The organism is Marinobacter sp. HL-58 (assembly GCF_001314605.1).
Lineage (GTDB): Bacteria > Pseudomonadota > Gammaproteobacteria > Pseudomonadales > Oleiphilaceae > Marinobacter.
In genome coordinates this window covers 75,758-99,487 of the sequence record NZ_LIHP01000017.1, presented here as the reverse complement: position 1 = coordinate 99,487, position 23,730 = coordinate 75,758, and the positions used below count along the sequence as shown (strand labels likewise).

The window sequence follows — 23,730 nt, the reverse complement described above, 5'->3', positions numbered from 1 at the left end:
GCTCCAAACCAGCCGCAAATGCGGGCGTTAAATCGAGATACCAACACGGAGGTTCCCCATGAAAACCATTGGTCTGATCGGCGGAATGAGCTGGGAGTCAACTCAGACTTACTACCGGCTGCTAAACCAGAAAGTAAGAGACGATCTCGGCGGGCTCCATTCAGCAAGGCTCGTTCTCTACAGCGTGGATTTTGCTGAGATTGAGGCGTTGCAGCACCAGGGGGATTGGCAGGCAACAGCGGAAATACTTGGCTCAGCCGCGCGGTCGGTTGAATCGGCAGGAGCGGAATTTCTGGTTCTCTGTACGAACACGATGCATAAAGTCGCCCCCCAAATTGAACGGGCAGTAAGCATCCCCCTTCTTCACATCGCAGACGCCACGGCCAACGTGCTCAAAAAGGACGGGGTAACCTGTGTAGGGCTTCTGGGGACAAGATTTACGATGGAGCAGACGTTTTATCTTGGTCGCCTACAGGACCATGGTATACGGGTTGTTGTGCCAGATGAGCCCCAAAGAGAGTGTATTCATTCTGTGATTTACAATGAATTGTGCCGGGGTGTGGTCAAGTCTGATTCAAAAACCATGTATCTGGATGTAGTGGCATCATTGGCAGAGCGCGGTGCTCAAGGGGTAATCTTGGGGTGCACGGAGATAGGTCTTTTGATCCAGGGCTCGGATACAGATGTCCAACTCTATGACACTACAGAAATACATGCCGAGCAGGCGGTTCAGCTTGCCTTGGGCAGGATTTAACCAGGGGAAAACCTGGACAGATCTGTTCTGCGGAACATCGCGGCTTCGCCTCCATTCCTGAGCCCCCCTGCTGCGGGCGTTGAGATCTCAGATCGACTGGTGCCAGCGACCATCATTTGCTAACGTTCAAACCGTCCAGGAGGACATTATCTGTCAATGCACAAAAGGAATTGGATCATGGATCACAGTGACCGTGAGTACGTCTCTGCCGCCATCAACTTTTTCTGGGGTGATGGTACTGCCTCACCTGAATCCGTCAATGAACGATCCGCTGAGGTCGTCTATACCGCAGTATCCGAGTCGCAATCGTGCTCAGCATCCATGGACCTGGTACCAAGGCCTAGCGGTGGTAAGCCCGGCATTACTTATATCGTGAAGCAAGTGGCGGGTATTGGTAAAAATATCGCTACCGGCAATAGCGAGACTTATCACATCTGCAAGCTTCAGGTCAGCCAGAACTTCCGCTCTGAAATCCACATGGCACTAAAGGGAATTTGATATGTTCAAGATTGGATTGGCCGCTGTTGCTTTAATTCTGTCCTTTGGAGTTCAAGCTGGTGATCACATCGAAGTCGTTTTTTCCGATTTGAGATTCAACATCCCGGCAGGCTTCACCGTTGTTGGTGATATTGGCGACAGCCAGAACATGCTGGTATTCCGATATGGCGATGAGCCCGGCAAACAGTTCCTCGCGTTTTCGGACATGACCGATGATCAAACGGTGAATTACGGCTGCCCCGTAGGCACATTTTTTGAGGCTGTTTTTTTCGAGACAAATGCAGCCGAGTGCGATCAGGCGTTGATCCAAGCCATGCAAGAGAACTTTGTCGTTGGCCGGGATGTGGCGACCTGGTCACAGGATACCTATTCCCTCGCCTACTCTGACCACGGGAACAAGGCCTTCCTGTTTGTTATTGGCGAAGATTCAAAGCTGCTGAAGATTGACTCCGATTTCCTTGATGGCGAATCCCTTAAACGCCTTGCTGACAACATTTAGTTCTCAGAAAGCTAACAGCCTCGACCACTAGCCTGATAGGTTGTGTTTGAGTGGTTCGGGTTTACCGAGGAGAAGCACTTGCGCCTTATTTTGGCACTGGTTTTGGTTCTGGCAACCCTCGCGACGGCGGGGTATGCCCACTGGCAGCTATACCGTCAGGTAAAGCCTCTTCCTCAGCGCTTGCTTGGCCACGTACTATTGGTTTTGGTGGCGGCTGGCTTTGCCTGGGTTATCTCAGGCGTTTACATGCGCGCTGAAGAAGGCGGCGGTCTGGCGGCCTTTTTAACGGCCTTTGGGGTGGCTCACGCGCCACCGGCCATCGTGCTGTTCCTGAAACAACTGGAAAAGCGATGAGCGAGCGACGAAAACACGCCGCTTTAATTACTTCCATGCTGAAGCACTTACTGGATCTTGGTCAGTGAGTCTTCGATGTCACTACGGTTGTCCGGGCGAACCAGCCGTGTGATCTCTTTTCCATCCTTCAGGAAAATCAGCGACGGCCACAGTTTCACGCCAAACGCCCGGCCCAGCCGGCGTCCTTTTCCATCCTCTACCTTCACGTGTTCAACCCCGGGATAGCTTTCCATGGCGGCCTTTATGTGTGGCTGCGCTGCCTGGCAGAAGCCACACCAGTTTGTGCCGAACTCTAACAATAAGGGGCCCTGGCTATGGGTCACCTCCTCCAGAGTTATGGATTCAGGTGTATATTGGCTGTCAAACGGCATAATGTTTACTCCGCAAGTAGCAGGCAACGTTTGAGCATAAGAGCCCAAATGATAACTTTTAATGAAATCAGTCATCCAGACTGCGGCCAAGGCAGATTTCATACGAGAGGCATTGAACCGCTGCAACCCGGCTTCAGGACAGAAGATCAGATGAGCGAATTCGTCGAAAACCTCAACGATGTATTTTGCCAATTTGGCCCTGTCTCGGTTCGGCGCATGTTCGGAGGCTACGGTGTATACCACGATGGCCTGATGTTTGGTCTCGTCGCCGATGATGTACTGTATTTGAAGGTCGACGGGGAATCGGTTGGTCGGTTTATAGAGCTTGGGTTGGAGCCGTTCGAGTACCAGAAAAATGATGCCATGATTAAAATGTCTTACTACATGGCACCGGAGAGCATTTTCGAGGATCCCGAACAGGCGAAGGAATGGGCGGCTCTCGCGTTCGATGCGGCGCTCCGGGCCAGAAAGTCATCAACAAGAACCAAGGTGAAAAAGCAGTGACAGCCTACGTAATCGGCCAGATCACCGTAAAAGACCCAGGTAAATGGGAAGAATACCGCAAGCGGGTCCCCGAGACCCTGACGCCCTGGGGTGCCGAACTTGTGCTTCGCGGCACAGGGGCGAAGGTACTGAGCGGACAACACCCCCATACGGATACTGTGGTAATCCGCTTCCCGGATATGGAGTCCTTGGTCAAATGGCACGACTCCGCCGCGTATCAGGCGCTGGTTCCTTTGCGTAGGCAGGCAGCGGATGTGGATTTAATCAGTTACGAGGCCGATTCGTAGCAGCAAGCTAGCCGGGCATTCAAGGTTACCCGACTGCATCATTCACTCAACCACTGGAGAATGCTATATGGCAGGTGGATGGTCAAAGGATGGCGCCGTTCAGGATCAGATTGATGCCAGCGTTGATGATGCGGTGCAACGCGCACGCAGCCAACTGGTGAGCGGTGAGAGCGCCGTTTATTGTGAAGAGTGTGGCAGTGCCATTCCGGAGCCCCGCCGCAAGGCAATACCCGGGGTTCGGTTGTGTGTTGCGTGTCAGTCGACTCTTGAGAAGCAGGAGACCTATTCAGGCGGCATTAACCGCCGTGGCAGCAAGGACAGCCAACTGCGGTAAGCGACGAATCCGGCGAATGGCGCCTATACTGCACAGTAAACCACCAGAGAAGCACCATGGAAAACAATACAGCAACCCTGAGCATGACCGTCCTGATGACGCCGGACAAATCCAATTTCTCCGGCAATGTGCACGGCGGCACCCTGCTGAAGTATCTGGATGAAGTCGCCTATGCCTGCGCCAGCCGTTACGCGGGGACCTATGTTGTTACCCTGTCCGTCGACCAGGTGATGTTCCTCCAGCCCATCCACGTTGGCGAGCTGGTCACCTTCCTGGCGAGTGTGAACTACACCGGCCGCACCTCCATGGAGATCGGCATCAAGGTGGTCACCGAGAATATCCGCAACAAGTTGGTTCGTCACAGCAACAGCTGCTTTTTTACCATGGTGGCCGTTGATGACAACGGCAAGGCCGTCCCGGTGCCGCAGCTGACTCCACGCACCGATGATCAGATCCGGCGATTTGCCAACGGTAAGGAGCGCCGTGCCATTCGTGCCGAACTCGAGGAACGCTACAGGGAGCTTCATCGCAAGTAAGGTCGAGCGCGCGGCGGTTATCTGGTACCCGCACACGCGCAGCAGGACAACGTTAACCAACCTAGAAGATGTAAATGAACCCGACGCCTATTTCGGCCTCGTAATTGCTGCGGGCGATTGGGCTGGAGCGAACGTCGCTACTGTAGTACTCGTAGAGTGCTTCGCCGTAGATCTGCCAATTATCGTTGATGTTGTGACGGTAATTGTAATCGACCCCAACGGAGCGGAGCCCACTGCTCAATCTGGTTTCGTCCAACCCCGATGCAGCTGCTTGCTCGGCGTTGATGCCGAAGTCTTTATTGGCGAATTCGCTATCGTGAAATACCCCAACAAGGTTAATCTCGGACCCGGTGCCGTCGATTTGGTCACCGAAGCGGCGGCCTACGCCAAACAGGCCCAGGTTGCCGTTTTCGCCGGTCACCACTCGACCAACCAGCCAGTAACGCCAGTCGGCGCTGAACGTATGGCGTGCCTGCAATACGAGTTCAACCCCTTCATCGCCGTCACCAAGTCCGTCCAGATAGCCCTTGTCGGAATCACTTTCTTCACGGCCCTCATCAAAGCCCACAAGGGCTTCGAGTAACCAGGTATCAGCAGGGAGGCCACGCCAGCCTAGTGCTTCACCGGCCCAGTAGAAGATGTTATCCCCTTTACGCCACTGCACGGCGCCTGCAGGCTGGAGCTCAAATTCAAATTCGTCCGATCCTTCGTAGGCGGTTTCATATTCAATAGTGAGACCTAGCCCGAACCCCCAGCCGTCCTCACCTCGGGTAAAGTCGTCGAGTGAGGGCAATGGAACCAGAGCCTTGTTTTCATCTTGCGCCAAGGCTGTTTGAAATAAAAAGGTCTGTAGGAACATAATCAACAGTGAGCTTGTAATTTTTTTCATGGGGAATTTTTCCTGCGTGCTACCGGGCAATGGGTGCCCAAGAAGATGCTTATTTTTTCTATTATATGGACCATTTGGGAAAACAGATCTCAGTACATATGCCGGCCTGGACTATTTCGTTTCGGGCCGGGAAACCCAATCATGCTAGTCTGGTGACAAACAACCTTATCCATCCAAGGCATCAACCATGCGAAAGAACATTCTGATTACCGGCGCCAGTTCCGGGCTCGGTGAAGGTATGGCCCGCGAATGGGCGGCAAAGGGCTGCAATCTCGCGCTCTGTGCCCGGCGGGCCGACAAACTGGAAGCGCTGCAGCGTGAATTGCAACAGGCCTACCCAAACATACGGGTGCTGGTCCGGGGCCTGGATGTGTGCGACTACGATCAGGTATTCGCGGTTTTCCGGGGTTTCAGGGATGAGCTGGGCAGTCTTGACCGGGTTGTCGTGAACGCAGGCATCGGCAGTTCCCAGCCGGTTGGGCGCGGACACTTTGCCGCCAACCGCCACACCGCGGAAACCAACTTTATCGGCGCCCTGGCCCAGAGCGAGGCGGCCATGGAGATTTTCCGGGAACAGAACAGCGGCCACCTGGTGCTGATGTCTTCAGTCAGCGGCATTCGCGGTTTCCGGGGCGCTATCAACGTGTACGCGGCTACCAAGGCCGCTGTGGCATCGCTGGCGGAGGGCCTGCAACTGGATACCAAAGGCAAACCCATCAACGTCAGTAACATTATGCCCGGCTATATTCTGACCGATATCAACCGTGACACGAAGAATGCCCCCTTCCGGGTGGACCTGGAAACCGGCGTGAAGGCACTGGTGAAAGCCATCGATTCCGAAAAGCGCCGCGCCTATGTGCCCTGGTGGCCCTGGACACCGCTCAGTTACGTGTTGAAGGCCATGCCCTTTGGATTGTTCGCAAGGGCAATGTAAGCGAATTTCTGAAAGCTGAGCCCTGTGAGTCAACCAAAAGGAGCGTGAATGCTTAAAACAATCCCGTTATTCAGGCCGCGAGCCAGGTATCCGGCGTTCATGGCAATCGCCATGCTGTTTTCGGCTCAGGTCTGGGCCGTCCCGGACTTCACCAGGTATGAATCGGTCGAAAAGCGCAAAGAGGCTTTTTTCAGCTTTTTTCTTCCCCTTGTGAAGGAGCGTAATAGTGAAATTCTGGCAATCAGAAAAAAGCTCGCACAATGGCAGGACGATCCTGAGGCAGTGGATGGCTGGAGCAGCAATGACATTCAGGACGTTGCGGCCGAATACGGCATCGAGGATTTTGAGCCGGGCTCCCCGGATGACTGGAAGCGCCTGTTGCGGCGGGTGGATGTAATCCCGCCCTCTCTGGCGCTTGCCCAGGCAGCCAAGGAAAGTGCCTGGGGGACATCCGGCTTTGCCCGCGAAGGCAATAATTTCTTCGGGCAATGGTGTTTTGAAAAAGGCTGCGGGCTGGTACCGGAGGAGCGCCCCCCGAACGAAGACTATGAAGTCGCAGTGTTCGCCTCGGCCGAGGAATCCGTCGAAGCCTACATGCGAAACCTGAACCGACACAGGGGCTACGCACCATTGCGACGTATTCGTGAAGACCTGCGCAGCAAGGATGAACCGGTGACCGGAACCGCATTGGCGAAGGGCCTTGAAGATTATTCTGCGCAGGGAGAGGAATACGTGTCCCGGGTGCGGGCCCTGATACGTTCCAATGACCTTGCCCGACACGACCAGCTTCGGTGACTAGATCGGCCAGGGTTTCTCGGCGAAAACCGGGGTACCATCACGTTAGCTGTGGCAGATACTGGTCCAGAACCTCAAAAAACTGGTTCATTCTGATGGGCTTGGTCAGGTAGTCATCAAAGCCTGCGGCCTTGCCCCGCTCAACCTCCTCCGGCAAGGCAAAGCCGGTCATGGCAATGATGGGTGTATCGCTCAGCTCCGGTTTTTCCTTGAGTGCTTTCAATACCTGGTAGCCATCCATGCGGGGCATGCTGATGTCGAGCAGGACCAGCGCCGGCTTCACGGTTGCAGCCAGTTCGATGCCTTTCTCCGGGGATTCCGCAGGCACCATGTGGGCCTTTCCATGGCGGCGGATGAACAGCTCCACCACTTTGAGGTTAACGGGGTTATCCTCGATGTAGAGTACTGTGCAGGGCTGTTGCTCCGATGCGGTCATTTCTGCAGCCGGTTTTTCCGCCGGCGGTGGAGAGGCCCGGGGTTCCGGCGGGCACTCCGGCAGTTCAATCCAGAAGGTGCTGCCAACACCCAACTCGCTTGAAATACCCAGCCTGCCCTCCATGGCTTCGATGATCTGGCGGGTAATGGTCAGCCCGATACCCGTGCCTTCGATATGGCTGTCTGCCTGTGGCAGGCGGTTGAATGGGCTGGTCAGCCCGGGCAGGTCCTCGGGGGCTATGCCCTGCCCGGTGTCGGTGACGGCCACCCTCACCCGGCGCTGGCCGTCGTCCCGGGTGCGCTCAACGGCCACGTTTACTTCGCCCCCTCTGCGGTTGTACTTGATGGCGTTGGAGACAAGGTTTACCAGCGCCTGCTTCAGACGGGTGCGGTCGGCTCTTACCCACAGGCTTTCCGGGGACGTCATCCGGCACTGTATTTCACGGTGTTCGGACAGGGGTTTTACCAGCCCCAGGACGTCTTCGATCGCCTTGTTGACGTCAACGTTTTCCAGTGACAGATCGACTTGTCCCGCTTCCACCCGGGCCAGATCCAGAACGTCGTTGATCAGTTCCAGCAGGTGATTGCCGGCCTTGATGATTTCAGCGACCTGGCTGCGGTGCCTGTCGGGCAGTGAGGGGTCGGCCTCCATATTCTGGCTGAAACCAAGAATGGCGTTCATCGGGGTGCGCAGCTCGTGGCTCATGCTCGACAGGAATCGGGATTTGGCCCTGTTGGCCTGCTCGGCCATATCCCGGGCCTTGTTCAGTTCGTTGTAAAGCCGGTTACGCTGAACGGCCCGGAACAGGCTCCAGTAGATATACCCGTCTCCCGGCTGGTCCATAATCGCATTCACCACCACGGGAACTCGCCGGTTTTCAGGGATGAGGATTTCAAGCAGGATTTCTTCCACTTTCCCTTCGTGCTTGAGCATCGGCAGCATGTAGCTGTCAAAGATGATACCGGAAGCGGGCGTAAGCAGGGAGGTGACTGCGCGCCCCACCAGCGCGCCCTCTTCGAAACCCAGCCGGCCATAAAAGTACGCATTGGCGAACAGGATTTTGCGTTCGCCGGGCTGGCCCGGGCCGGTGGTAATCAGGCAGCCACAGGGGAATTTTTCGGTCTCTCTGGCCGGCACCTGCTGCATTCAGCCACCCCGCTCATGGCAGAAGCCAATAATGGCCTCAGCCACTTCAGCCGCGTGCGTCATGTGCAGGCAATGACCCTCCGCCTGAATCAGGGAAAATGTACTGCCAGGCATATGCTCATGCATATAACGGCCAACGTTTGGCTGGGCCAGGGTGTCGGTTTCGCTTTGCAGTATCAGCGCTGGATGTCTGGTGTCGCCGAGGATGTGGCGGTAATCGGAAAGGAACGTTGCGCGGGCAAAGGCTCTCGCTGCCCGGACATCCGTTGCGCAGAAACTCCGGTTCAGCTCATCCACCAGATCCGGCGGTGCTTCAGGGCCCATCACCAGGGGAGCCATGAAACTGGCCCATCCCAGGTAATTCTTCTCCATCAGGTCGAGCAGTTCCTGGAGATCCTCGCGCTCAAAACCACCGGAATAGTCCGGCGGGATGTTCAGAAAGCATGGAGACGGACAGATCAGCACCAGACGCGAGAAGAAGGCCGGGTTGGACTGGGCCGCAAGCAGCCCGATGATGCTGCTGACAGAATGCCCCACAAGAATCACGTCCTGCAGTTCAAGCGCCCGGCAGATGTCCAGGATATCTTTGGCGTAGCCTTCCAGTGTCCCGTAACGCTGGGGATCAAAGGCGGACATTTGCGAGCCGCCGGAGCCAACATAATCAAACAGCACCAGCCTGAAATGCGCACTCAACCGGGGTGTCAGATACCTCCACATGGTCTGGTCGCAGCCAAACCCGTGGGCGAGCATCACGGTGCGAGCACCTCTGCCTTCAAGATGGACGTTGTTCCGGCGAACGATATCCTCCCCGTCCATTAGCCCCTCCCTGATTCCGGCATTCAGTCACGGCACAATCCAGCACATCTGATCGACGACACCGTTACTTCAGTATAGCTTAGCTGCTTCGGACAAAAAGGAGGTTTCAGGTTCGCATTTCTGCTCTCTCAACCCACGGCCTGCTGTGCTTGGCAGGTGCACCCGGATTTGCGGGGCGTGGTGAGGATTCATGCCCTGATGGATTTTCTCACTGAGGCGGTCAGGGCCCAGCAGGAGCGCCTGGCCGGACGGCTTTTGGTTTGAACTTTTTCCCAGTACTCTTGGGAACACATCAGCTAGTATTGAGGATCCGTTGTCCGGAACCCTGTGACAGCACGTCAGGATCACATCTATGGCAAACAAGGCAGAAAAGATATGACAGAATCCAGACAGGTCGCCGGCCTCTCAGCAGACCATCTCTCTCATATTGAAAACCACCTTGAACGCCGCTACATCAAGCCCGGAAAATTGCCCGGTGCGCTGACACTGGTGGCACGGCACGGTGAAATTGCCTATGTGAAAGCCCAGGGGATGATGGATCTGGAGCGCAACAAACCTGTCTGCAGGGATACGGTTTTCCGCATTTATTCCATGACCAAGCCGATCACCTCGATTGCCATGATGCAGCTTTATGAGCAGGGGCGGTTTCTGCTGGATGATCCCGTACACAAGTATATTCCGGCCTGGAAGAACCTGCGGGTTTATAAGAGCGGTGTCTATCCCGATTTCCTGACCACACCTGCAACCACCACCATGACCATTCGCGATCTGTTCACGCATATGTCGGGCCTGACCTACGGATTCATGAATCGCACCAACGTCGATGCTGCCTACCGTGAACTGAAGCTGGATGGCAGCCGCAGCATGACGCTGGAAGCCCTGGTCAATCAGCTGGCAGAATTGCCGCTGGAGTTCTCACCGGGTACGGCCTGGAACTATTCGGTCAGCACGGACGTGCTGGGTTACCTGGTGCAGTTGCTGGCTGACAAGCCATTCGATGAGTACCTGCGCGAGCATATCTTTGAACCTCTGGACATGCCTGACACCGGCTTTCGGGTTCGTGACGAGCAGCTTGACCGCTTTGCCGCCTGCTATCAGTACGACCCCGTCGATCAGCTCAAGCTGCAGGATGATCCGCAGACGTCCCCTTTCCGGAGTAAAAGAGAGTTTATGTCTGGCGGTGGCGGGCTGGTTTCCACCATTGACGACTATTTCCACTTCGCCCAGGCACTCTGTCAGGGTGGACAGTTTGGGGGGCGGCGAATTATTGGCCGGAAAACCCTGGAGTTCATGCGCCGTAACCATCTGCCCGGCAATCAGGACCTGCCCGGCCTTTCCGTCGGTGCGTTCAGCGAGACACCTTATGCCGGGAGTGGCTTCGGCCTGGGCTTTTCGGTAAAGACCGATGTCGCCAAATCCCACATCAACGGATCGGTTGGCGAGTATGGCTGGGGTGGCCTGGCAAGCACCAACTTTTTTATCGATCCCGTAGAGGAGCTGGTGATGATCTTCATGACACAGCTGATCCCCTCGTCGACCTACCCGATCCGCCAGGAGTTACGGGCTATTGTTAATGGAGCCCTGTTGTAACCCGCGAAAGGGGTGGTTCCTCTCTGGAGAGCCCACCCCGTCCAGCCTACCGGGTGCCGTCAAACTGCATGGCCACCGTCCCGTTTTGGGCTGCAAATACCATTTGCTGGTTTTCGGCCGGCCCGAGAAAGCCGCGGCCCGTGTAGTCACCATTTCGATGTTTGTATTCGTCGTTGCATTCGGACATGGTGTAGGCAATTTCAAACATGTTGATTGAAGTGTCGGGCACAGAGAGGGTTTGGATTCCCTGGAGGTGGCAACCGGTGGTTTTCTTGTAATACTCGGCGTTCACTGTACCATCTGCTTCCACGGTAAGGGCGACCCCGGAATCCTCCGTTGTATAAGTGCCGGCCAATTCCTCCAGTGATACTCCAATATCGCTGATCGTGTTTTGCCGCTTCAGTTTCACTTTCGTATCGATTTCGCCTTCCGCGTCGGCCGTCGTAAACCTGCCAGACTCTCGCGATTCGACGGTTCCGCTTATTGTCCCCTGCTCGTCATCTTTTTTCTCGACAAAGCCTTCAGGGTCGCGTTCGTCAGGGTCCAGCTGACGATAGTCACTACTGGTTCCGCTGATATCGGAACCATCAAATTCCAACGTTCCAAACGAAAGCCCGGCACCTTTAAGGAAGACCGTTGTGAGGGCTCCTGTCGGGCTGAGATAACTCACCGCCGTTTGGGTAGCAGAGTCGAGCTTAGTACGGGTTATCTCTGTTTCATACAGGCCGGCTTTCAGCCCTGTGACATCACCGCCTAAGCTGCTGGAACTGGTTGAATCGCTTCCGCCCCCACCTCCGCCGCCACAGGCACTTACCAATAAACTGGCGCCCAGGATTGTTATTGCCAGACCTGATTCATGCGTTTTCTTGAACATACAACACCTCGATGAAGCGACTTTAGGGAACGTCCGTTTCCAGGTTTCAAGTATCTCTGTCGCCTCTTGGAGAAAGGTCAATACCACGGCCTTTTCACTCGAAACACAAAAACCAACCATCAATTAAAAACCTGCATTAAAGGGGCCATAGCAATCTTTTAGCTTCTGTTTCCGTACCCTGTCGATTGCGCCTGCAGATGGAAAAACATGATGTGTAAAGTTTTTCGACACTGCTGTTACAGATTTGACACAGCTTCTTTCCTCCGGAACCCGGTCACCCACAGGCAATAACGGGAAGGTAGGCAAAGACTAATGTGGAGCATCGCCGCCAAATCAATCCGTGTAAGATAGTCACAACCTCCAAGCGCAATCCGTCATAGCGGAAAGCACCATGAATGCTGAGACACCCGGAGCCTGACAATGCAGCCAAAAGACATCGTTGCGCAGTTTATCGCCGACATCCATGCCCAGCGGTTTGATGAGGCCAAGGCCTTGCTGGTAGAGGAGGGGTTTGAATACGTGGGGCCGAACATGCGCTTCCTGAACCGGGATGACATGCTTGGCTATCAGTTCGGCATGGCCGCCATTCAGAAAGACCTGATCGTCCGCCAGCTAAGTGCCGACGGGGAACACGTGTTTGCGATTCTGGATTACCAGACCCACTTTGAACTCATCGGGGATGTGCGCCTTGCGGTCTGGTTCCGGGTCCGGGACGATAAGATACAGACGGTCGAAGCCTTCTATAATGCCGCTGTGGTTGAAAACATGCTCGGTGGCAATCTGCCTTCGGCGGCTTCCCGGTAACAACTGCAGGCCTGACTGCACAGGATGAACCCAGGTAAGCCGGCTATACTTTCAGTCCTTCCTGTTTTGCGGGCAATTGGCCCCCGTTGTTTCAAGGAGCATTGGCATGGCAACCCCTTCCCAGCACGACCTTCGCAAAGAGTTTCGCGCGCTTCTGGACACCAGGGACTGCTATTACACAGCCTCGACCTTTGACCCCATGTCTGCCCGGATTGCCGCGGACCTCGGCTTTGAAGTAGGCATTTTTGGCGGCTCTGTGGCCTCCCTGCAGGTACTGGCGGCTCCGGATTTTGCGTTGATCACCCTCAGTGAATTTACCGAACAGGCAACCCGTATCGGGCGTGTCGCCCGGTTGCCGATTATCGCCGATGCGGATCATGGCTACGGCAATGCGCTCAATGTGATGCGCACAATCACGGAACTCGAGCGGGCCGGTGTCGCCGCCCTGACCATCGAGGACACCCTGCTGCCGGCCAAGTACGGACGTAAATCAACGGACCTGATTCCACTGGATGAAGCCGTGGGCAAGATTGAGGCGGCCCTGGAAGCCCGCATTGATCCCGCCATGGCTATCTTCGCCCGTACCAATGCTGGCGAACTCAGTATTGACGATACCATCGAACGGGTTGTGGCTTACGAAGCCGCAGGAGCAGACGGGCTCTGCATGGTTGGCATCCGGGATTTCGAGCACCTGGAAGCCATCAGCAGCCATGTGTCGGTTCCCGTGATGCTTGTGGCCTTCGATAACCCCCAGCTGGAGGACCACCAAAGACTGATCGCCAATGGTGTGCGCATCGTGGTGAACGGCCACGGGGCCTATTTTGCCGCCATTAAAGCAACCTACGACTGGCTGCGGGAACAGCGCGGGGTCTCCGAAGGTACTCTCACCGCCTCCGAGTTGTCGACTCGCTACTCTACCCTTGAGGAGAACCGGGAATGGGCCCGGCGATTCATGGATGTGAAAGAATGACCGCTCCTCTCACTGGGATCCGTATTATCGACCTGACAGCCATGATATCCGGCCCCCTGGCCACCATGATACTGGCCGATCAGGGCGCGGAAGTCATCAAGGTCGAGAACCCGGCGGGGGGCGATTTCACCCGCTCTGCAGCCAACCGTCAGGGCGATATGTCGGTGCTGTTTCTCAATAACAACCGCAACAAGAAGTCTGTTGCGCTTAACCTGAAGGAGCCACAGGGGCGAGAGGCGCTGTTAAAACTGGTAGCCACGGCCGATGTATTTGTACAGAACTTTCGCCCGGGGGTTATTGAGCGAATGGGCCTGGGTGAGGACGAGTTACGCAAGGTGGCTCCCAACCTGATCATGGTGTCGATCAGTGGTTTCGGGGATACCGGCCCCTATTCCCGGCGCCCGGTTTACGACCCGTTGATTCAGGGCCTGTCCGGACTGGCCACTGTGCAGGCCGGAGCAGATGAGCGGCGCCCACAGCTGGTCAGAACCATACTGCCAGACAAGCTCACCGGCGTGACCGCGGCCCAGGCCATTACTGCAGCCCTCTTTGCCCGTGAACGAACCGGTGAAGGCCAGCATGTGCGGCTATCCATGCTGGATGCAATCATTGCGTTCCTGTGGAGTTCCGACATGGGCAGCCAGACCTTTGTGCATACAGAGTTGCCACAGCAGGAAGCCGCCAGCTTCCAGGACCTGATCTACGAAACCACCACCGGATACATTACCATCGCTGTGCAGAATGACCGCGAGTGGCAGGCGATCATCCGCGCCCTGAACCGGCCGGAATGGGCCAAGGATCCCAGGTTTCTGACCGCAGAACTGCGCCAGCAGAACATCGATGCCCGGCTTGACCTGATCCAGTCCGTTATCCGCACCGACTCTGCCGAACACTGGCTGGCCAGGCTGGAAGAGGAACAGGTGCCCTGCGCCCCGGTCCTGACCCGCACCCAGATGCTGGACCATCCCCAGGTTAAGGCGAACGACCTGCTGGTAAACTACGATCACCCACAGGCCGGCCTCATCCGCCAGACCCGTGGCCCGTCCCGGTTTTCAGCAACGCCGGATCAGCACTGGCAGGGCGCGCCACGCCTCGGCGAGCACACCCGCACCCTGTTGGCGGAGTGCGGTTATACCGGGGAGGAGATTCAGAGGATGATGGATTCAGGGATGGCGGGCAGCTGACCCGCTCACCCATCCCGCAGCAAAAGCACGGGATTCAACCGCATGGCCCTCAGTGTCGGTATCAGCCCTGCCAGCAGGGCCAGCGAACTGACCGTGCCGGCCACCAGCGCGCCCAGCCACCACAGGTCGCCGGCCGGCAGCTTCAGCGCCAGCCGCCGGGCAAAGTTACGATCGGCAAAGCCACTGTTCTCCACTGCTTTGGCCCCACGCCGCAAACAGCCAGCTCAGCAGCAGAGGGGTGAGCCAGAGGGAAACCCCCTGCCCGCCAATGAACAGCGTGGTAAAGGCGATCAGAGACACAAAAGCACCTTTTTCGAGGACGGGTTGCTGCCATGGAACTGTAAGGCATTAAATCAGAAGTACGCTCGTAATGAGCATGAGGCGGCCGGGGCTGGTATATTTTCTGCCTTACCTGAGTGCGCATGACAGGAGTATACCCGTTGATCAACCGTTGTCGTCCGGCCCTGCTGCTTTTGCTGGTCCCCCTGGCCAGTCTGGCAGAACCACGCTGTGAGGCCGATGCCCTGCCCGACCCCTCCGCTGATTACCGGGCCCGCGTGGAGGCAATCAATACCGGCCTGGGCATTTCGGACACCTCTATAAAAAACAGGGGGCTGAGTCTTCAGATACAGCAGGACGATCTGGTTGTCGCGGATATCGACCCCGGTCAGGGAGTGTTTTTCATGTCCCGTGAGGCCCGGGATGCCTGGAGGGAGATGCAGGCCGCCGCCATGGTCGATGACGTAACCCTCACGCTGGTTTCCGCTTTTCGCTCCCTGGAGCATCAGGAGCAGCTGCTACGCGACAGACTGAAAAACGGCGAGACCATTGAAACTGTCCTGAAAACCAGCACACCTCCCGGCTTCAGTGAGCATCACACAGGCGATGCCCTCGATTTCATGACCACGGACGTGGAGCCTTTCACTGAGGCCTTTGCCGAAACCAGAGCATTCAGGTGGCTTGAGGAAAACGCGGCGGATTACTGTTTCAAGCTCTCCTACCCGGAAGAGGATAACAACGGCATCAAATTCGAGCCCTGGCACTGGCGGCTTCTGCGGGCGGGGGAATAAGTCAGCGGGCTCAGCTCTTCTTGCGCTGCTTGCGTCTGGCTTTTTCATAAAGCTCCCGCAACGCTTTCGGATGCTTACCCTTGCCAGAACCATGGGAATCAAGAATCCGCGTCCAGATTGCCTGCTTTTCATCAGCGGAGAGCTGTTTCCACTCTTTCTTCTCCTGCCTGGTGCGGCCACAGGCCTTACAGACGGCCTTTTTGTTGAATTCGCAGATGTCGATGCAGGGTTTCTTGGTAACGGGTTCCATGATAACTGGCCCACCTCTTATCGAAAACAATATTACCCACAAGGCTGAGCATTGCAGCCCATGGTTACAAGGCGCAGGGACCGTGGAAAACCGAGATGCCAGCACCTCTGTAACTGGTCGTGGATACCTGCCCAATGGCGGCTGTGGTGCTTTTAGGCTATTCTCAGCCTTTCCAGGCAGGCGTCTGCCCACAGGCCGAAATTAACGCCACGAGGTTTGAGCATGTCCGACAATAACAAAGCCAAAGGACAGGCAACGGAATTTGATTACATTGTGGTGGGTGCCGGCACGGCTGGTTGCCTGCTGGCCAACCGCCTCAGCGAGAACCCGGATAACCGGGTGCTGCTGATCGAGGCGGGGGGCAGGGATACCTATCACTGGATCCACATTCCGGTGGGATACCTTTACTGCATTGATAATCCCCGCACCGACTGGCGCTTTCGTACCGACGCCGTTCCCGGGCTCAACGGGCGCTCGCTGATCTATCCAAGGGGCAAAACCCTGGGCGGGTGCTCCAGCATCAATGGCATGCTCTATATCCGTGGCCAGGCCCGGGATTACAACCACTGGGCGGAAGTGACCGGCGACGAGGCCTGGAACTGGGAAAACTGCCTGCCGGATTTTATGCGCCACGAGGACCACTACCGGCTAGATGAAGGCAGCGATGCCGACCCCGACCACAAAAAATTCCATGGCCACGGCGGCGAGTGGCGCATCGAACACCAGCGCCTGAAATGGCAGGTACTGGAGGATTTCGCCGAGGCGGCAGTGCAAGCCGGTATTCCCCGCACCCATGACTTCAACCGGGGTGACAACGAAGGTGTCGATTACTTCGAGGTCAACCAACGATCCGGCTGGCGCTGGAATACGTCCAAGGCGTTTCTTCGCAGTGCCATCAGCCGGGGCAACCTTACGCTCTGGCACTCCACCCAGGTACTGGCTTTGAACACAACGGCTGCGGAAGATGGACAGCCCCGCTGCACGGGGGTCAGGGTCGCCAGGGCAGGCGGTGATGAAGTTGAGGCCCTGGCTGCGAAGGAAGTCATCCTGTCTGCCGGCTCCATCGGCTCACCGCAGTTGTTGCAGGTTTCCGGAATCGGCCCTGCCGATCTTCTGAAGCAACACAACATTCCTGTTGTCGCGGATTTGCCGGGCGTCGGCGAAAACCTGCAGGACCATCTGCAGATTCGGTCAGTGTACAAGCTCCATGGCGCCAAAACCCTCAATACAATGATCCACTCCATGTTCGGCAAGGCGCGGATTGGCCTGGAATACCTGTTCAAGCGCTCCGGCCCCATGAGTATGGCACCGTCACAGCTATGTGCGTTCACCCGCAGCTCGGAGGAATATGACTACGCCAACATCCAGTACCATGTTCAGCCCCTGAGCCTGGATGCCTTCGGTCAGCCCTTGCACGAGTTCCCGGCAATCACCGCCAGTGTGTGCAACCTCAACCCCGGCAGCCGCGGCACGGTCCGTATTCGCAGCAGCGACCCGAGGGAAGCGCCTGTGATCGCCCCGAACTACCTGAACACCGAGGAAGATCGCAAGGTAGCCGCCGATTCCCTGCGGGTTACCCGCCGTATTGCGGAGCAGCAGGCGTTCGCCCGATACCGGCCGGAAGAATTCAAACCGGGCGTTGAGTACCAGACCGACGACGAACTGGCCCGCCTGGCCGGCGACATTGGCACCACCATCTTCCATCCTGTCGGTACCACCCGGATGGGCCGGGCGGATGACCCCATGGCCGTTGTGGATTCTCACCTGAAAGTGAGGGGTGTTTCCGGGTTGAGGGTTGTGGACGCTGGCGTGATGCCCACCATTACCAGCGGCAATACGAACTCGCCGACACTGATGATTGCGGAGAAAGCGGCTAGCTGGATTCTGGCCGGGAAATAACCCGCTCCGGACAGGGCGCCTTACCTGGCGGCTCTAGGAAAGGGCCACCTTCAGCCCGATGCCCATCATCAGCAAAGCGAAGACGTTGTTCTGGACTTTCTGATACCGGGCATTCCCGGCTGTCAGTGCCCACAATCCCCTGCCGAGGAACGCAAAGGCAAGGTCAAAAGCAAAGCCGGTCAGAACCAGTATCACTGCCAGAACTGCAAATTGCTCCGCCACACCGGAAAGCTCCGGGTGAATGAACTGGGGGAGCAGCACAGAGCAGAAGATCAGAGACTTCGGGTTGAGCAGGTTCGTTGCCAATCCACGCCGGAAGGCTGCCAGGTAACCTCGCCTTTTATTGCCAGCCGCCAGAGCGCTCTGTTCTGGCAAGGCACCACTGTTGCGCAGAAACTGCCAGCCCAGGTAAAGCAGATAGGCAGCACCGAGCAGGCGAACCGTGTGATAACTCCAGGGCTGCGAGTCAAAAAGCGCCGCAAGCCCAACCGCCGCCAGCAACACATGTATCGAGCGTGCCACTGCAAGCCCCGCAGCCGTGGCAATGGCTTGCCTCTGCCCATCCCTCACGGTTGTACCGAGAACCAGAATCATATCCGGGCCGGGAGCCAGATAGATTGCAACAAGGGCGGTAGAGAACAGGAATAATTCGTTCATATCCGTGGTGTTTTCCCTGAACCGAGACAATAAGTATACCGACGCCCCGGTAGCGAAAGGTTGCTTTCTGAGCCACAGGATGACTAGTATTTAGTCACTATCACCAACTCAACAGTCAAATAATGACAATTATGCCAACTGACAAGCTAGATCGATTTGACCGGAAAATTCTGGAAAAACTGCAGGCTGACGGCCGCATGCCGAACATCGATCTGGCAGCGGAGATCGGCCTATCCCCGTCTCCCTGTTCACGCCGGGTACGCCTCCTGGAAGAAAGGGGCGTCATAAAGGGTTACAGTGCCGTGCTGGATCAGGAACAGGTAGGGCTTGGGCTCACCGTATTCGTGGGCATCAAGGTCGAGCGCCACCGGGAGAAAGAAGCAGAGGCGTTTCGCGAAGCGGTCAGTGTTTTACCGGAAGTGGTTATGGCGCACCTCGTCTCCGGGGAGTCCGACTTCATGTTACAGGTGGTGGTGCCGGATCTCCGCGCCTATGAGAACTTTCTGACCACGACACTGCTCAAGTTGCCGGGTGTTCGTGATATTCGCAGTAACTTCGCAATTCAGACGGTTAAACCCCAATCGCCGTTGCCACTGGCGCACCTGCCAGCCTGAGAACGGATGCGGGGCTGTTCACGACACTGCTTTCCACTATGATATCAGGCCGGAATTCATCCCAGGCACACACGATAGAGGTTACTTTTATGGCAGACCCAGACACCCTCACCGCCCTGAAAACCGCCTTCACCTTCATGCCCCAGCCGGTGGAGATCAATCGTTTCGAATATGGCGACGATGCCGACAGGATCCTGGCCCAGGTGAATTTTGTGAGGGAGGTCCTGGTCAGCCATGGTATTGATCCCGAGGAAGTGGCCGGGGAAATCAACCCGGATTCTTCGCCAAACTCCTGCTACTGAACGCAGTCGTTTGTCCCCCACGGTGCACTCAGGGCCAACAGGAGAGACAATGTGCCGTTGATTGATCACCTGCCGGGCTGGCTACCTGCGGACCCTTCCCGGTCCACCCTGAACATTATTCTGTTGGGGGTCATCCTGTCTGCCAGCATTTTTGCCGACACCGTTGCCAGGCGCACCAGCATCCCGAGAATTTCCATTCTGATGCTCGTGGGCCTTGGCATTGCCTTCGTGCAACAGGTGTGGCTTGGCGACAGGAACGGCGACTTGCTCGGTGGTCTGAGTGAGCCACTGATCCAGCTGGCCCTGGTGATGGTCGCATTTCTGCTGGGTAGCGAATTGAAGGCAGACCGGCTGCGCAATACCGGCCCGCTGATACTGGTTATATCACTGTTCGTGATTATCGGCGGCGGCGTTCTGGTAGGAGCCGGGCTGATGTTGCTCGGGTTTCCTCTGGTGGTTGCTGTATCACTGGCCGCTATTTCAGTGGCAACCGACCCCGCCGCTGTGCGTGAAACCGTCAGGGAGAACAGGAGTACCGGGCTACTACCCGGCGTCCTGCTGGGCATTGTCGCGATTGATGATGGCTGGGGTATCGTCGTTTTCGGGTTGAGCATGGCCGTGCTGGGCTGGGTGCTGGGCGGCGATGGCCAAATGGCCCTGCTGCATGCCTTCTGGGAGCTGGGTGGCGCAATACTGATCGGCCTCGCCATTGGCCTGCCCGCCGCCTGGCTTACCGGGCGCCTCCGGCCGGGAGAACCCACGCAGGTTGAAGCCATTGCACTGATACTTCTGCTGGCCGGGCTTTCCTCATTGCTCGAGGTTTCCGCGCTGCTGGCGTCCATGGTCGCCGGTTGCCTGGTCGCCAACCTGTCCTATCACCATACCCGGTCATTCCGGGAAATCGAGCACATTGAATGGCCATTTCTGGTGTTTTTCTTCGTGCTATCCGGGGCAAGTATTGATCTGTACAAAGCGGACGATGCAATACTTCTCACGCTCGCCTATATTCTTCTGAGACTGGCCGGCCGGCTGTTCGGCGGCTTTGTTGCGGTAATGTTCGATCGCGCAAGGCACCAGGCGCTTCCCCGGAATATTGGCCTGGCGCTGACACCACAGGCCGGCGTGGCCATCGGCATGGCCTTGCTGGCAGCCGAGAGGTTCCCGGAGCTGCGTGACACCATTCTTCCGGTAGTGGTCGCCTCAACGATCATTTTTGAGCTGATTGGTCCGGTGCTTGTAAGGCGGGTGCTGCGCTCAGGAGGACCAGATGCACCCAACCGAGTATAAGCCATGAACAAAGTTGCTATCGTCACCGGTTCCAGCCGCGGTATCGGAGCCGCCACAGCAAGGCTTCTGGCCGCCAGAGGTTACTCAGTATGCGTAAACTATCGCTCCGGTGCGAGCCAGGCGGAGGCCGTGGTTTCAGAGATTACCGATCAAGGCGGTAGCGCCCTTGCCTGTCAGGCAGACGTCAGCCAGGAGCATGACGTTATTGCCCTGTTTGATGCAACGGAAAAGGCTCTCGGGCCGGTAACCGCCCTGGTGAATAACGTGGGCGTGCTGTTCACGCAGTCCCGGTTGGTGGATATGGATGTGGAACGATTCAACCGGGTAATGACCACCAATACGACCAGTTGCTTCCTGTGCTGTCGCGAAGCCATGCGTCGCATGCCTGATGGTGGTGCGATCGTGAACGTCTCCTCTCTGGCTGCTCGCACGGGCTCACCGTTCGAATACGTGGATTACGCCGCCTCCAAAGCCGCCATGGACGCGCTTACCAGGGGATTGTCTGTTGAAGCTGCGGAGCGAAATATTCGTATCAACGGGGTTCGCCCCGGATTCATTCATACCGATATCCACGCTGATGGTGGCGAACCCGGCCGGGTTGACAGGCTGACGCCGTCCATTCCCCTCAAACGGGGCGGACAACCGGAGGAAGTTGCCAACGCCATCGCCTGGTTGTTATCAGATGAGGCAACCTATGTGACAGGAACCTTTCTGGATGTTGCCGGTGGCAGGTAAGCTCAACACCAGGTCTGGCCAATTGTTAAACATTCTCCCCCCACTGGCTAAGCCGGCATGCCTGGCAGTATAGTTAGCGTCATGAACAAAAATCCCCCCATACCTAACGACAAGCTTCTGGATCTGCTCCTGGACGTAGTCTGCGTGGTGGATATAGAGGGTCGTTTTCTGTCTGTCAGTGCCGCCAGCGAACGGGTTTTCGGCTACCGGCCCGATGAGATGATCGGCCGGAGCGTCTTTGAATTCATACACCCGGACGATCATTCCATTACCCGGACAGTCGTCGAACGTATCAATTCAGGCCAGCCCTCCACCGATCATGAAAATCGCTATGTGCATAAAGACGGCCATATTGTCCAGATCATGTGGGCTACCCAATGGCTGGAGGAAGAGCAGGTGCGAATAGGCGTCGCCCGGGATATTACCGAGCGCAAGCAGATGTACTCCCGCCTGGAATACCTTGCCCAGCACGACCAATTGACGGAACTGCCCAACCGGGCGCTGTTCCTGGATCGTCTGCAAATTGCGCTGAAAAAGGCCGCAAGGGATTCAACCAAGCTGGCAGTGCTTTATCTGGACATGGACAGGTTCAAGGAGATCAACGACACCTTTGGCCATACCACGGGTGACCATCTGCTTAGGGAAGTCGCCCACCGCCTCATCCGGAGTGTGCGGGACTCCGATACCATTGGCCGCCTGGGCGGCGACGAATTCGCCGTTCTGCTGGACGGCATCAGCGAACCGACAGACGCTACTGTGGTAGCGGATAAAATTATCGCCACGCTGAGCGAGCCATACAACGTAGATGGGGAAACACTCAATACCGCCCCCAGCCTGGGCATTGCGATATACCCTGAGCACGGCCACGACGACCTGCACCTGATTCGGCACGCCGACGATGCCATGTATGTGGCAAAACGGGATGGCGGTAAACGGTATAGCATGGGCCAGGCCCGCCGGGGAAAACAGCGCCACCCTTCTCCCGACCTTCTCTGAACCTCGATCTTTTCGATGATCCGGTGCCTGATCGGTGCCCTTCCCTCACTCAGCTCGGCGAATAGGCACAAAGACATTGTTAGGTGCGCCAGCGCACTGACAAGGAACCCGGCCACACTCAAGCTGGAGTGACAGTTTCGCAACCTGAGAACCGCGCCCAGGGCTCACGGGCCGCCAATAGGTTGGTGAGACGCATAAAAGAGAGGGAAACTCATGAAATCCGAGAGGATAACGCCTGTCGATTTTCAGTCCGGCAAGCAACGGACATTCCGCTACGCTTTCGCCACCATCAATACAATCACCCTGATGGGCACCCTGGTGTTCCTTGTCTGGATTCTCGGGAAAATCATTGGTGCCCTGCACGTCCTTGTGTTCAGCCTGATCTTCGCGGAAACACCGGAGCAATCTCCGAAAAATTTCCTGATGCAGGAACACACCGGCACCTGGGTGGAAGCCCATTCAACTCTGCAGTATTCGGAGAACTCCCTTGACAGCGAAGCCTTGTACGCTATTGATCCGCAGGAGTGGGACCAGTAAAACCACCACCTGAGAGCCTTGAAGAGCTTTTGCTATTGAATGTGACCACCCGGGCCATCGGCAAGTTGGCTGCCACTGGCTCCGCGCCCGTAGAGCCGCCGGATGCCAAGCAGATCCCCGGGCTGCAGCCCGGGGAAGTCTTCCGTATAGCGAAACCCCATCAGCTGCCCGGATGGGCCGGGATGGTCCAGGCCAACGGCATGACCAATCTCATGAATCAGCGTGTAGCGAATGTCGTAGACTTCCTTATCGCCACCAAACCCGACTTTCCATTTCTGTTCGGGGTTCAGGCACACCAGCGACTGGGTGATGGTGCGCACGCCCTCTTTCTCATCAGGTGCGTAGGATACGTTGGCGAAAGCCCGCCGGCGCGGCTGGCCCTGCGCTCCGAGAATGATATCCGCATCCCGGGCATCCGCAACCCGATGAAAAGAGAGATCGGCAGCACGCTCCCATACCTGAAACGCCGCTGCCGTCTCGCGCACCAGCGTCTCGAAGGGCAGGTCCTCGCCCGAAAGCGCTTTCATGGGGGCCAGAACACCACAGTTGCGCGCATCGTCAAACCGCATTGTTTCGTCAGCAAAGGCGTAGCTGATGCTCGCTCCGACACCTAGCGTCTGCTCACCCCATTTGACTTTGGAGCCTTCCAGTTCAAGCAGCCGATACCCGTCTTTCGCGTCTGCAGCAAGCAATGGGAGCGACAGTGGCAAGAGTGCAGCCACTGTCAGTGCTCTGATGATATACCCGAAGGGAAAGCGGCGTTTCCGCCATACCAGGACTCGATTCATCGGAACAGAATACTGGCAAC

General features: G+C 56.8%; 31 protein-coding genes. 22 read left to right on the top strand and 9 right to left on the bottom strand.

What is annotated here, in order from left to right; genetic code table 11:
• The first annotated feature begins 58 nt into the window (after positions 1-58).
• The 4 genes from HLUCCO03_RS15745 (at position 59) to HLUCCO03_RS15730 (ending at position 2,105) form a co-directional block, all read left to right on the top strand.
• A complete protein-coding gene (locus HLUCCO03_RS15745; protein WP_027831789.1) occupies positions 59-754 on the top strand; it encodes an aspartate/glutamate racemase family protein in 696 nt (231 codons plus the stop codon).
• A 177-nt stretch (positions 755-931) separates the two neighbouring features.
• The gene (locus HLUCCO03_RS15740; RefSeq protein ID WP_027831788.1) at positions 932-1,252 is read left to right on the top strand and encodes a hypothetical protein; all 321 of its coding nucleotides are present in this window, start codon (positions 932-934) and stop codon (positions 1,250-1,252) included.
• A gap of 1 nt (position 1,253) precedes the next feature.
• Entirely contained in the window at positions 1,254-1,751 is a 498-nt protein-coding gene (locus tag HLUCCO03_RS15735) for a hypothetical protein (RefSeq protein WP_027831787.1), read from the top strand.
• 42 nt (positions 1,752-1,793) lie between these two features.
• Entirely contained in the window at positions 1,794-2,105 is a 312-nt protein-coding gene (locus HLUCCO03_RS15730; protein ID WP_027831786.1) for a hypothetical protein, read from the top strand.
• Positions 2,106-2,152: 47 nt separating this feature from the next.
• On the opposite strand, the gene HLUCCO03_RS15725 is transcribed toward HLUCCO03_RS15730, so the two are convergent.
• Positions 2,153-2,476 carry a thioredoxin family protein gene (locus tag HLUCCO03_RS15725; protein WP_027831785.1) on the bottom strand — a complete coding sequence of 108 codons (324 nt, stop codon included), beginning with the start codon at positions 2,474-2,476 and terminating at the stop codon, positions 2,153-2,155.
• A gap of 150 nt (positions 2,477-2,626) precedes the next feature.
• Between HLUCCO03_RS15725 and HLUCCO03_RS15720 the strand changes: the two genes are divergently transcribed.
• The 4 genes from HLUCCO03_RS15720 to HLUCCO03_RS15705 all read left to right on the top strand — a co-directional run bounded on the left by HLUCCO03_RS15720 (position 2,627) and on the right by HLUCCO03_RS15705 (position 4,137).
• Complete coding sequence (locus tag HLUCCO03_RS15720) at positions 2,627-2,980, top strand: TfoX/Sxy family protein (protein WP_027831784.1); 354 nt, start codon at positions 2,627-2,629, stop codon at positions 2,978-2,980.
• Positions 2,977-3,267 carry a DUF1330 domain-containing protein gene (locus tag HLUCCO03_RS15715; RefSeq protein ID WP_027831783.1) on the top strand — a complete coding sequence of 97 codons (291 nt, stop codon included), beginning with the start codon at positions 2,977-2,979 and terminating at the stop codon, positions 3,265-3,267. Before HLUCCO03_RS15720 ends, HLUCCO03_RS15715 begins: the two co-directional genes overlap by 4 nt.
• A gap of 67 nt (positions 3,268-3,334) precedes the next feature.
• A complete protein-coding gene (locus tag HLUCCO03_RS15710) occupies positions 3,335-3,601 on the top strand; it encodes a DksA/TraR family C4-type zinc finger protein (RefSeq protein ID WP_027831782.1) in 267 nt (88 codons plus the stop codon).
• Positions 3,602-3,657: 56 nt separating this feature from the next.
• Positions 3,658-4,137: an acyl-CoA thioesterase gene (locus tag HLUCCO03_RS15705; RefSeq protein ID WP_027831781.1), complete on the top strand. Its 480-nt coding sequence runs from the start codon at positions 3,658-3,660 to the stop codon at positions 4,135-4,137.
• Between the two features lie 61 nt (positions 4,138-4,198).
• Here the strand turns inward: HLUCCO03_RS15705 and HLUCCO03_RS15700 are convergent, their stop codons facing one another.
• Entirely contained in the window at positions 4,199-5,026 is an 828-nt protein-coding gene (locus HLUCCO03_RS15700) for a MipA/OmpV family protein (protein ID WP_027831780.1), read from the bottom strand.
• A 187-nt stretch (positions 5,027-5,213) separates the two neighbouring features.
• Here HLUCCO03_RS15700 and HLUCCO03_RS15695 point away from each other — a divergent pair, with 187 nt between their 5' ends.
• Both HLUCCO03_RS15695 and HLUCCO03_RS15690 read left to right on the top strand, forming a co-directional pair.
• On the top strand, positions 5,214-5,960 hold the full coding sequence (locus tag HLUCCO03_RS15695) for an SDR family oxidoreductase (RefSeq protein ID WP_027831779.1): 747 nt from the start codon (positions 5,214-5,216) through the stop codon (positions 5,958-5,960).
• A 48-nt stretch (positions 5,961-6,008) separates the two neighbouring features.
• A complete protein-coding gene (locus HLUCCO03_RS15690) occupies positions 6,009-6,755 on the top strand; it encodes a glucosaminidase domain-containing protein (RefSeq protein WP_197025663.1) in 747 nt (248 codons plus the stop codon).
• Positions 6,756-6,795: 40 nt separating this feature from the next.
• Here HLUCCO03_RS15690 and HLUCCO03_RS15685 read toward each other — a convergent pair whose 3' ends face one another.
• Together HLUCCO03_RS15685 and HLUCCO03_RS15680 are read right to left on the bottom strand one after the other, a co-directional pair.
• A complete protein-coding gene (locus HLUCCO03_RS15685; RefSeq protein WP_051603838.1) occupies positions 6,796-8,337 on the bottom strand; it encodes a PAS domain-containing hybrid sensor histidine kinase/response regulator in 1,542 nt (513 codons plus the stop codon).
• On the bottom strand, positions 8,338-9,153 hold the full coding sequence (locus HLUCCO03_RS15680) for an alpha/beta hydrolase (RefSeq protein ID WP_036197429.1): 816 nt from the start codon (positions 9,151-9,153) through the stop codon (positions 8,338-8,340). It lies immediately after the preceding gene.
• A 375-nt stretch (positions 9,154-9,528) separates the two neighbouring features.
• On the opposite strand from HLUCCO03_RS15680, the gene HLUCCO03_RS15675 reads away from it, so the two are divergent.
• Positions 9,529-10,743, top strand: coding sequence for a serine hydrolase (locus HLUCCO03_RS15675; protein ID WP_027831777.1), 1,215 nt, complete (start codon positions 9,529-9,531; stop codon positions 10,741-10,743).
• A gap of 46 nt (positions 10,744-10,789) precedes the next feature.
• Here the strand turns inward: HLUCCO03_RS15675 and HLUCCO03_RS15670 are convergent, their stop codons facing one another.
• On the bottom strand, positions 10,790-11,617 hold the full coding sequence (locus HLUCCO03_RS15670; protein ID WP_027831776.1) for a hypothetical protein: 828 nt from the start codon (positions 11,615-11,617) through the stop codon (positions 10,790-10,792).
• 420 nt (positions 11,618-12,037) lie between these two features.
• On the opposite strand from HLUCCO03_RS15670, the gene HLUCCO03_RS15665 reads away from it, so the two are divergent.
• The 3 genes from HLUCCO03_RS15665 to HLUCCO03_RS15655 all read left to right on the top strand — a co-directional run bounded on the left by HLUCCO03_RS15665 (position 12,038) and on the right by HLUCCO03_RS15655 (position 14,575).
• Positions 12,038-12,421 carry a nuclear transport factor 2 family protein gene (locus tag HLUCCO03_RS15665; protein WP_027831775.1) on the top strand — a complete coding sequence of 128 codons (384 nt, stop codon included), beginning with the start codon at positions 12,038-12,040 and terminating at the stop codon, positions 12,419-12,421.
• A gap of 106 nt (positions 12,422-12,527) precedes the next feature.
• Entirely contained in the window at positions 12,528-13,391 is an 864-nt protein-coding gene (locus HLUCCO03_RS15660; RefSeq protein ID WP_027831774.1) for an oxaloacetate decarboxylase, read from the top strand.
• Positions 13,388-14,575, top strand: coding sequence for a CaiB/BaiF CoA-transferase family protein (locus HLUCCO03_RS15655; RefSeq protein ID WP_027831773.1), 1,188 nt, complete (start codon positions 13,388-13,390; stop codon positions 14,573-14,575). Before HLUCCO03_RS15660 ends, HLUCCO03_RS15655 begins: the two co-directional genes overlap by 4 nt.
• A 5-nt stretch (positions 14,576-14,580) precedes the next feature.
• On the opposite strand, the gene HLUCCO03_RS15650 is transcribed toward HLUCCO03_RS15655, so the two are convergent.
• The gene (locus tag HLUCCO03_RS15650) at positions 14,581-14,790 is read right to left on the bottom strand and encodes a hypothetical protein (RefSeq protein WP_027831772.1); all 210 of its coding nucleotides are present in this window, start codon (positions 14,788-14,790) and stop codon (positions 14,581-14,583) included.
• Positions 14,791-14,997: 207 nt separating this feature from the next.
• On the opposite strand from HLUCCO03_RS15650, the gene HLUCCO03_RS15645 reads away from it, so the two are divergent.
• Positions 14,998-15,645: a D-alanyl-D-alanine carboxypeptidase family protein gene (locus tag HLUCCO03_RS15645; protein WP_081813532.1), complete on the top strand. Its 648-nt coding sequence runs from the start codon at positions 14,998-15,000 to the stop codon at positions 15,643-15,645.
• 10 nt (positions 15,646-15,655) lie between these two features.
• Here the strand turns inward: HLUCCO03_RS15645 and HLUCCO03_RS15640 are convergent, their stop codons facing one another.
• A complete protein-coding gene (locus HLUCCO03_RS15640; protein WP_051603836.1) occupies positions 15,656-15,895 on the bottom strand; it encodes a DUF1289 domain-containing protein in 240 nt (79 codons plus the stop codon).
• Between the two features lie 222 nt (positions 15,896-16,117).
• Between HLUCCO03_RS15640 and HLUCCO03_RS15635 the strand changes: the two genes are divergently transcribed.
• The gene (locus HLUCCO03_RS15635) at positions 16,118-17,794 is read left to right on the top strand and encodes a GMC family oxidoreductase (RefSeq protein ID WP_292016740.1); all 1,677 of its coding nucleotides are present in this window, start codon (positions 16,118-16,120) and stop codon (positions 17,792-17,794) included.
• A 33-nt stretch (positions 17,795-17,827) separates the two neighbouring features.
• Here the strand turns inward: HLUCCO03_RS15635 and HLUCCO03_RS15630 are convergent, their stop codons facing one another.
• On the bottom strand, positions 17,828-18,451 hold the full coding sequence (locus HLUCCO03_RS15630; RefSeq protein WP_027831770.1) for a LysE family translocator: 624 nt from the start codon (positions 18,449-18,451) through the stop codon (positions 17,828-17,830).
• 131 nt (positions 18,452-18,582) lie between these two features.
• On the opposite strand from HLUCCO03_RS15630, the gene HLUCCO03_RS15625 reads away from it, so the two are divergent.
• The 6 genes from HLUCCO03_RS15625 to HLUCCO03_RS15600 all read left to right on the top strand — a co-directional run bounded on the left by HLUCCO03_RS15625 (position 18,583) and on the right by HLUCCO03_RS15600 (position 22,922).
• Positions 18,583-19,065: an Lrp/AsnC family transcriptional regulator gene (locus HLUCCO03_RS15625; protein WP_027831769.1), complete on the top strand. Its 483-nt coding sequence runs from the start codon at positions 18,583-18,585 to the stop codon at positions 19,063-19,065.
• Positions 19,066-19,154: 89 nt separating this feature from the next.
• A complete protein-coding gene (locus HLUCCO03_RS15620; RefSeq protein WP_027831768.1) occupies positions 19,155-19,367 on the top strand; it encodes a hypothetical protein in 213 nt (70 codons plus the stop codon).
• 51 nt (positions 19,368-19,418) lie between these two features.
• A complete protein-coding gene (locus HLUCCO03_RS15615; protein ID WP_197025661.1) occupies positions 19,419-20,654 on the top strand; it encodes a cation:proton antiporter in 1,236 nt (411 codons plus the stop codon).
• Between the two features lie 3 nt (positions 20,655-20,657).
• Positions 20,658-21,389 (top strand): glucose 1-dehydrogenase, encoded by a 732-nt coding sequence (locus tag HLUCCO03_RS15610; protein ID WP_027831767.1) that lies wholly within the window; start codon positions 20,658-20,660, stop codon positions 21,387-21,389.
• A gap of 81 nt (positions 21,390-21,470) precedes the next feature.
• The gene (locus HLUCCO03_RS15605; protein ID WP_051603835.1) at positions 21,471-22,385 is read left to right on the top strand and encodes a diguanylate cyclase; all 915 of its coding nucleotides are present in this window, start codon (positions 21,471-21,473) and stop codon (positions 22,383-22,385) included.
• A gap of 213 nt (positions 22,386-22,598) precedes the next feature.
• The gene (locus tag HLUCCO03_RS15600; RefSeq protein ID WP_027831766.1) at positions 22,599-22,922 is read left to right on the top strand and encodes a hypothetical protein; all 324 of its coding nucleotides are present in this window, start codon (positions 22,599-22,601) and stop codon (positions 22,920-22,922) included.
• Positions 22,923-22,954: 32 nt separating this feature from the next.
• Here the strand turns inward: HLUCCO03_RS15600 and HLUCCO03_RS15595 are convergent, their stop codons facing one another.
• Complete coding sequence (locus tag HLUCCO03_RS15595) at positions 22,955-23,644, bottom strand: matrixin family metalloprotease (RefSeq protein ID WP_081813621.1); 690 nt, start codon at positions 23,642-23,644, stop codon at positions 22,955-22,957.
• Positions 23,645-23,730: the final 86 nt, after the last annotated feature.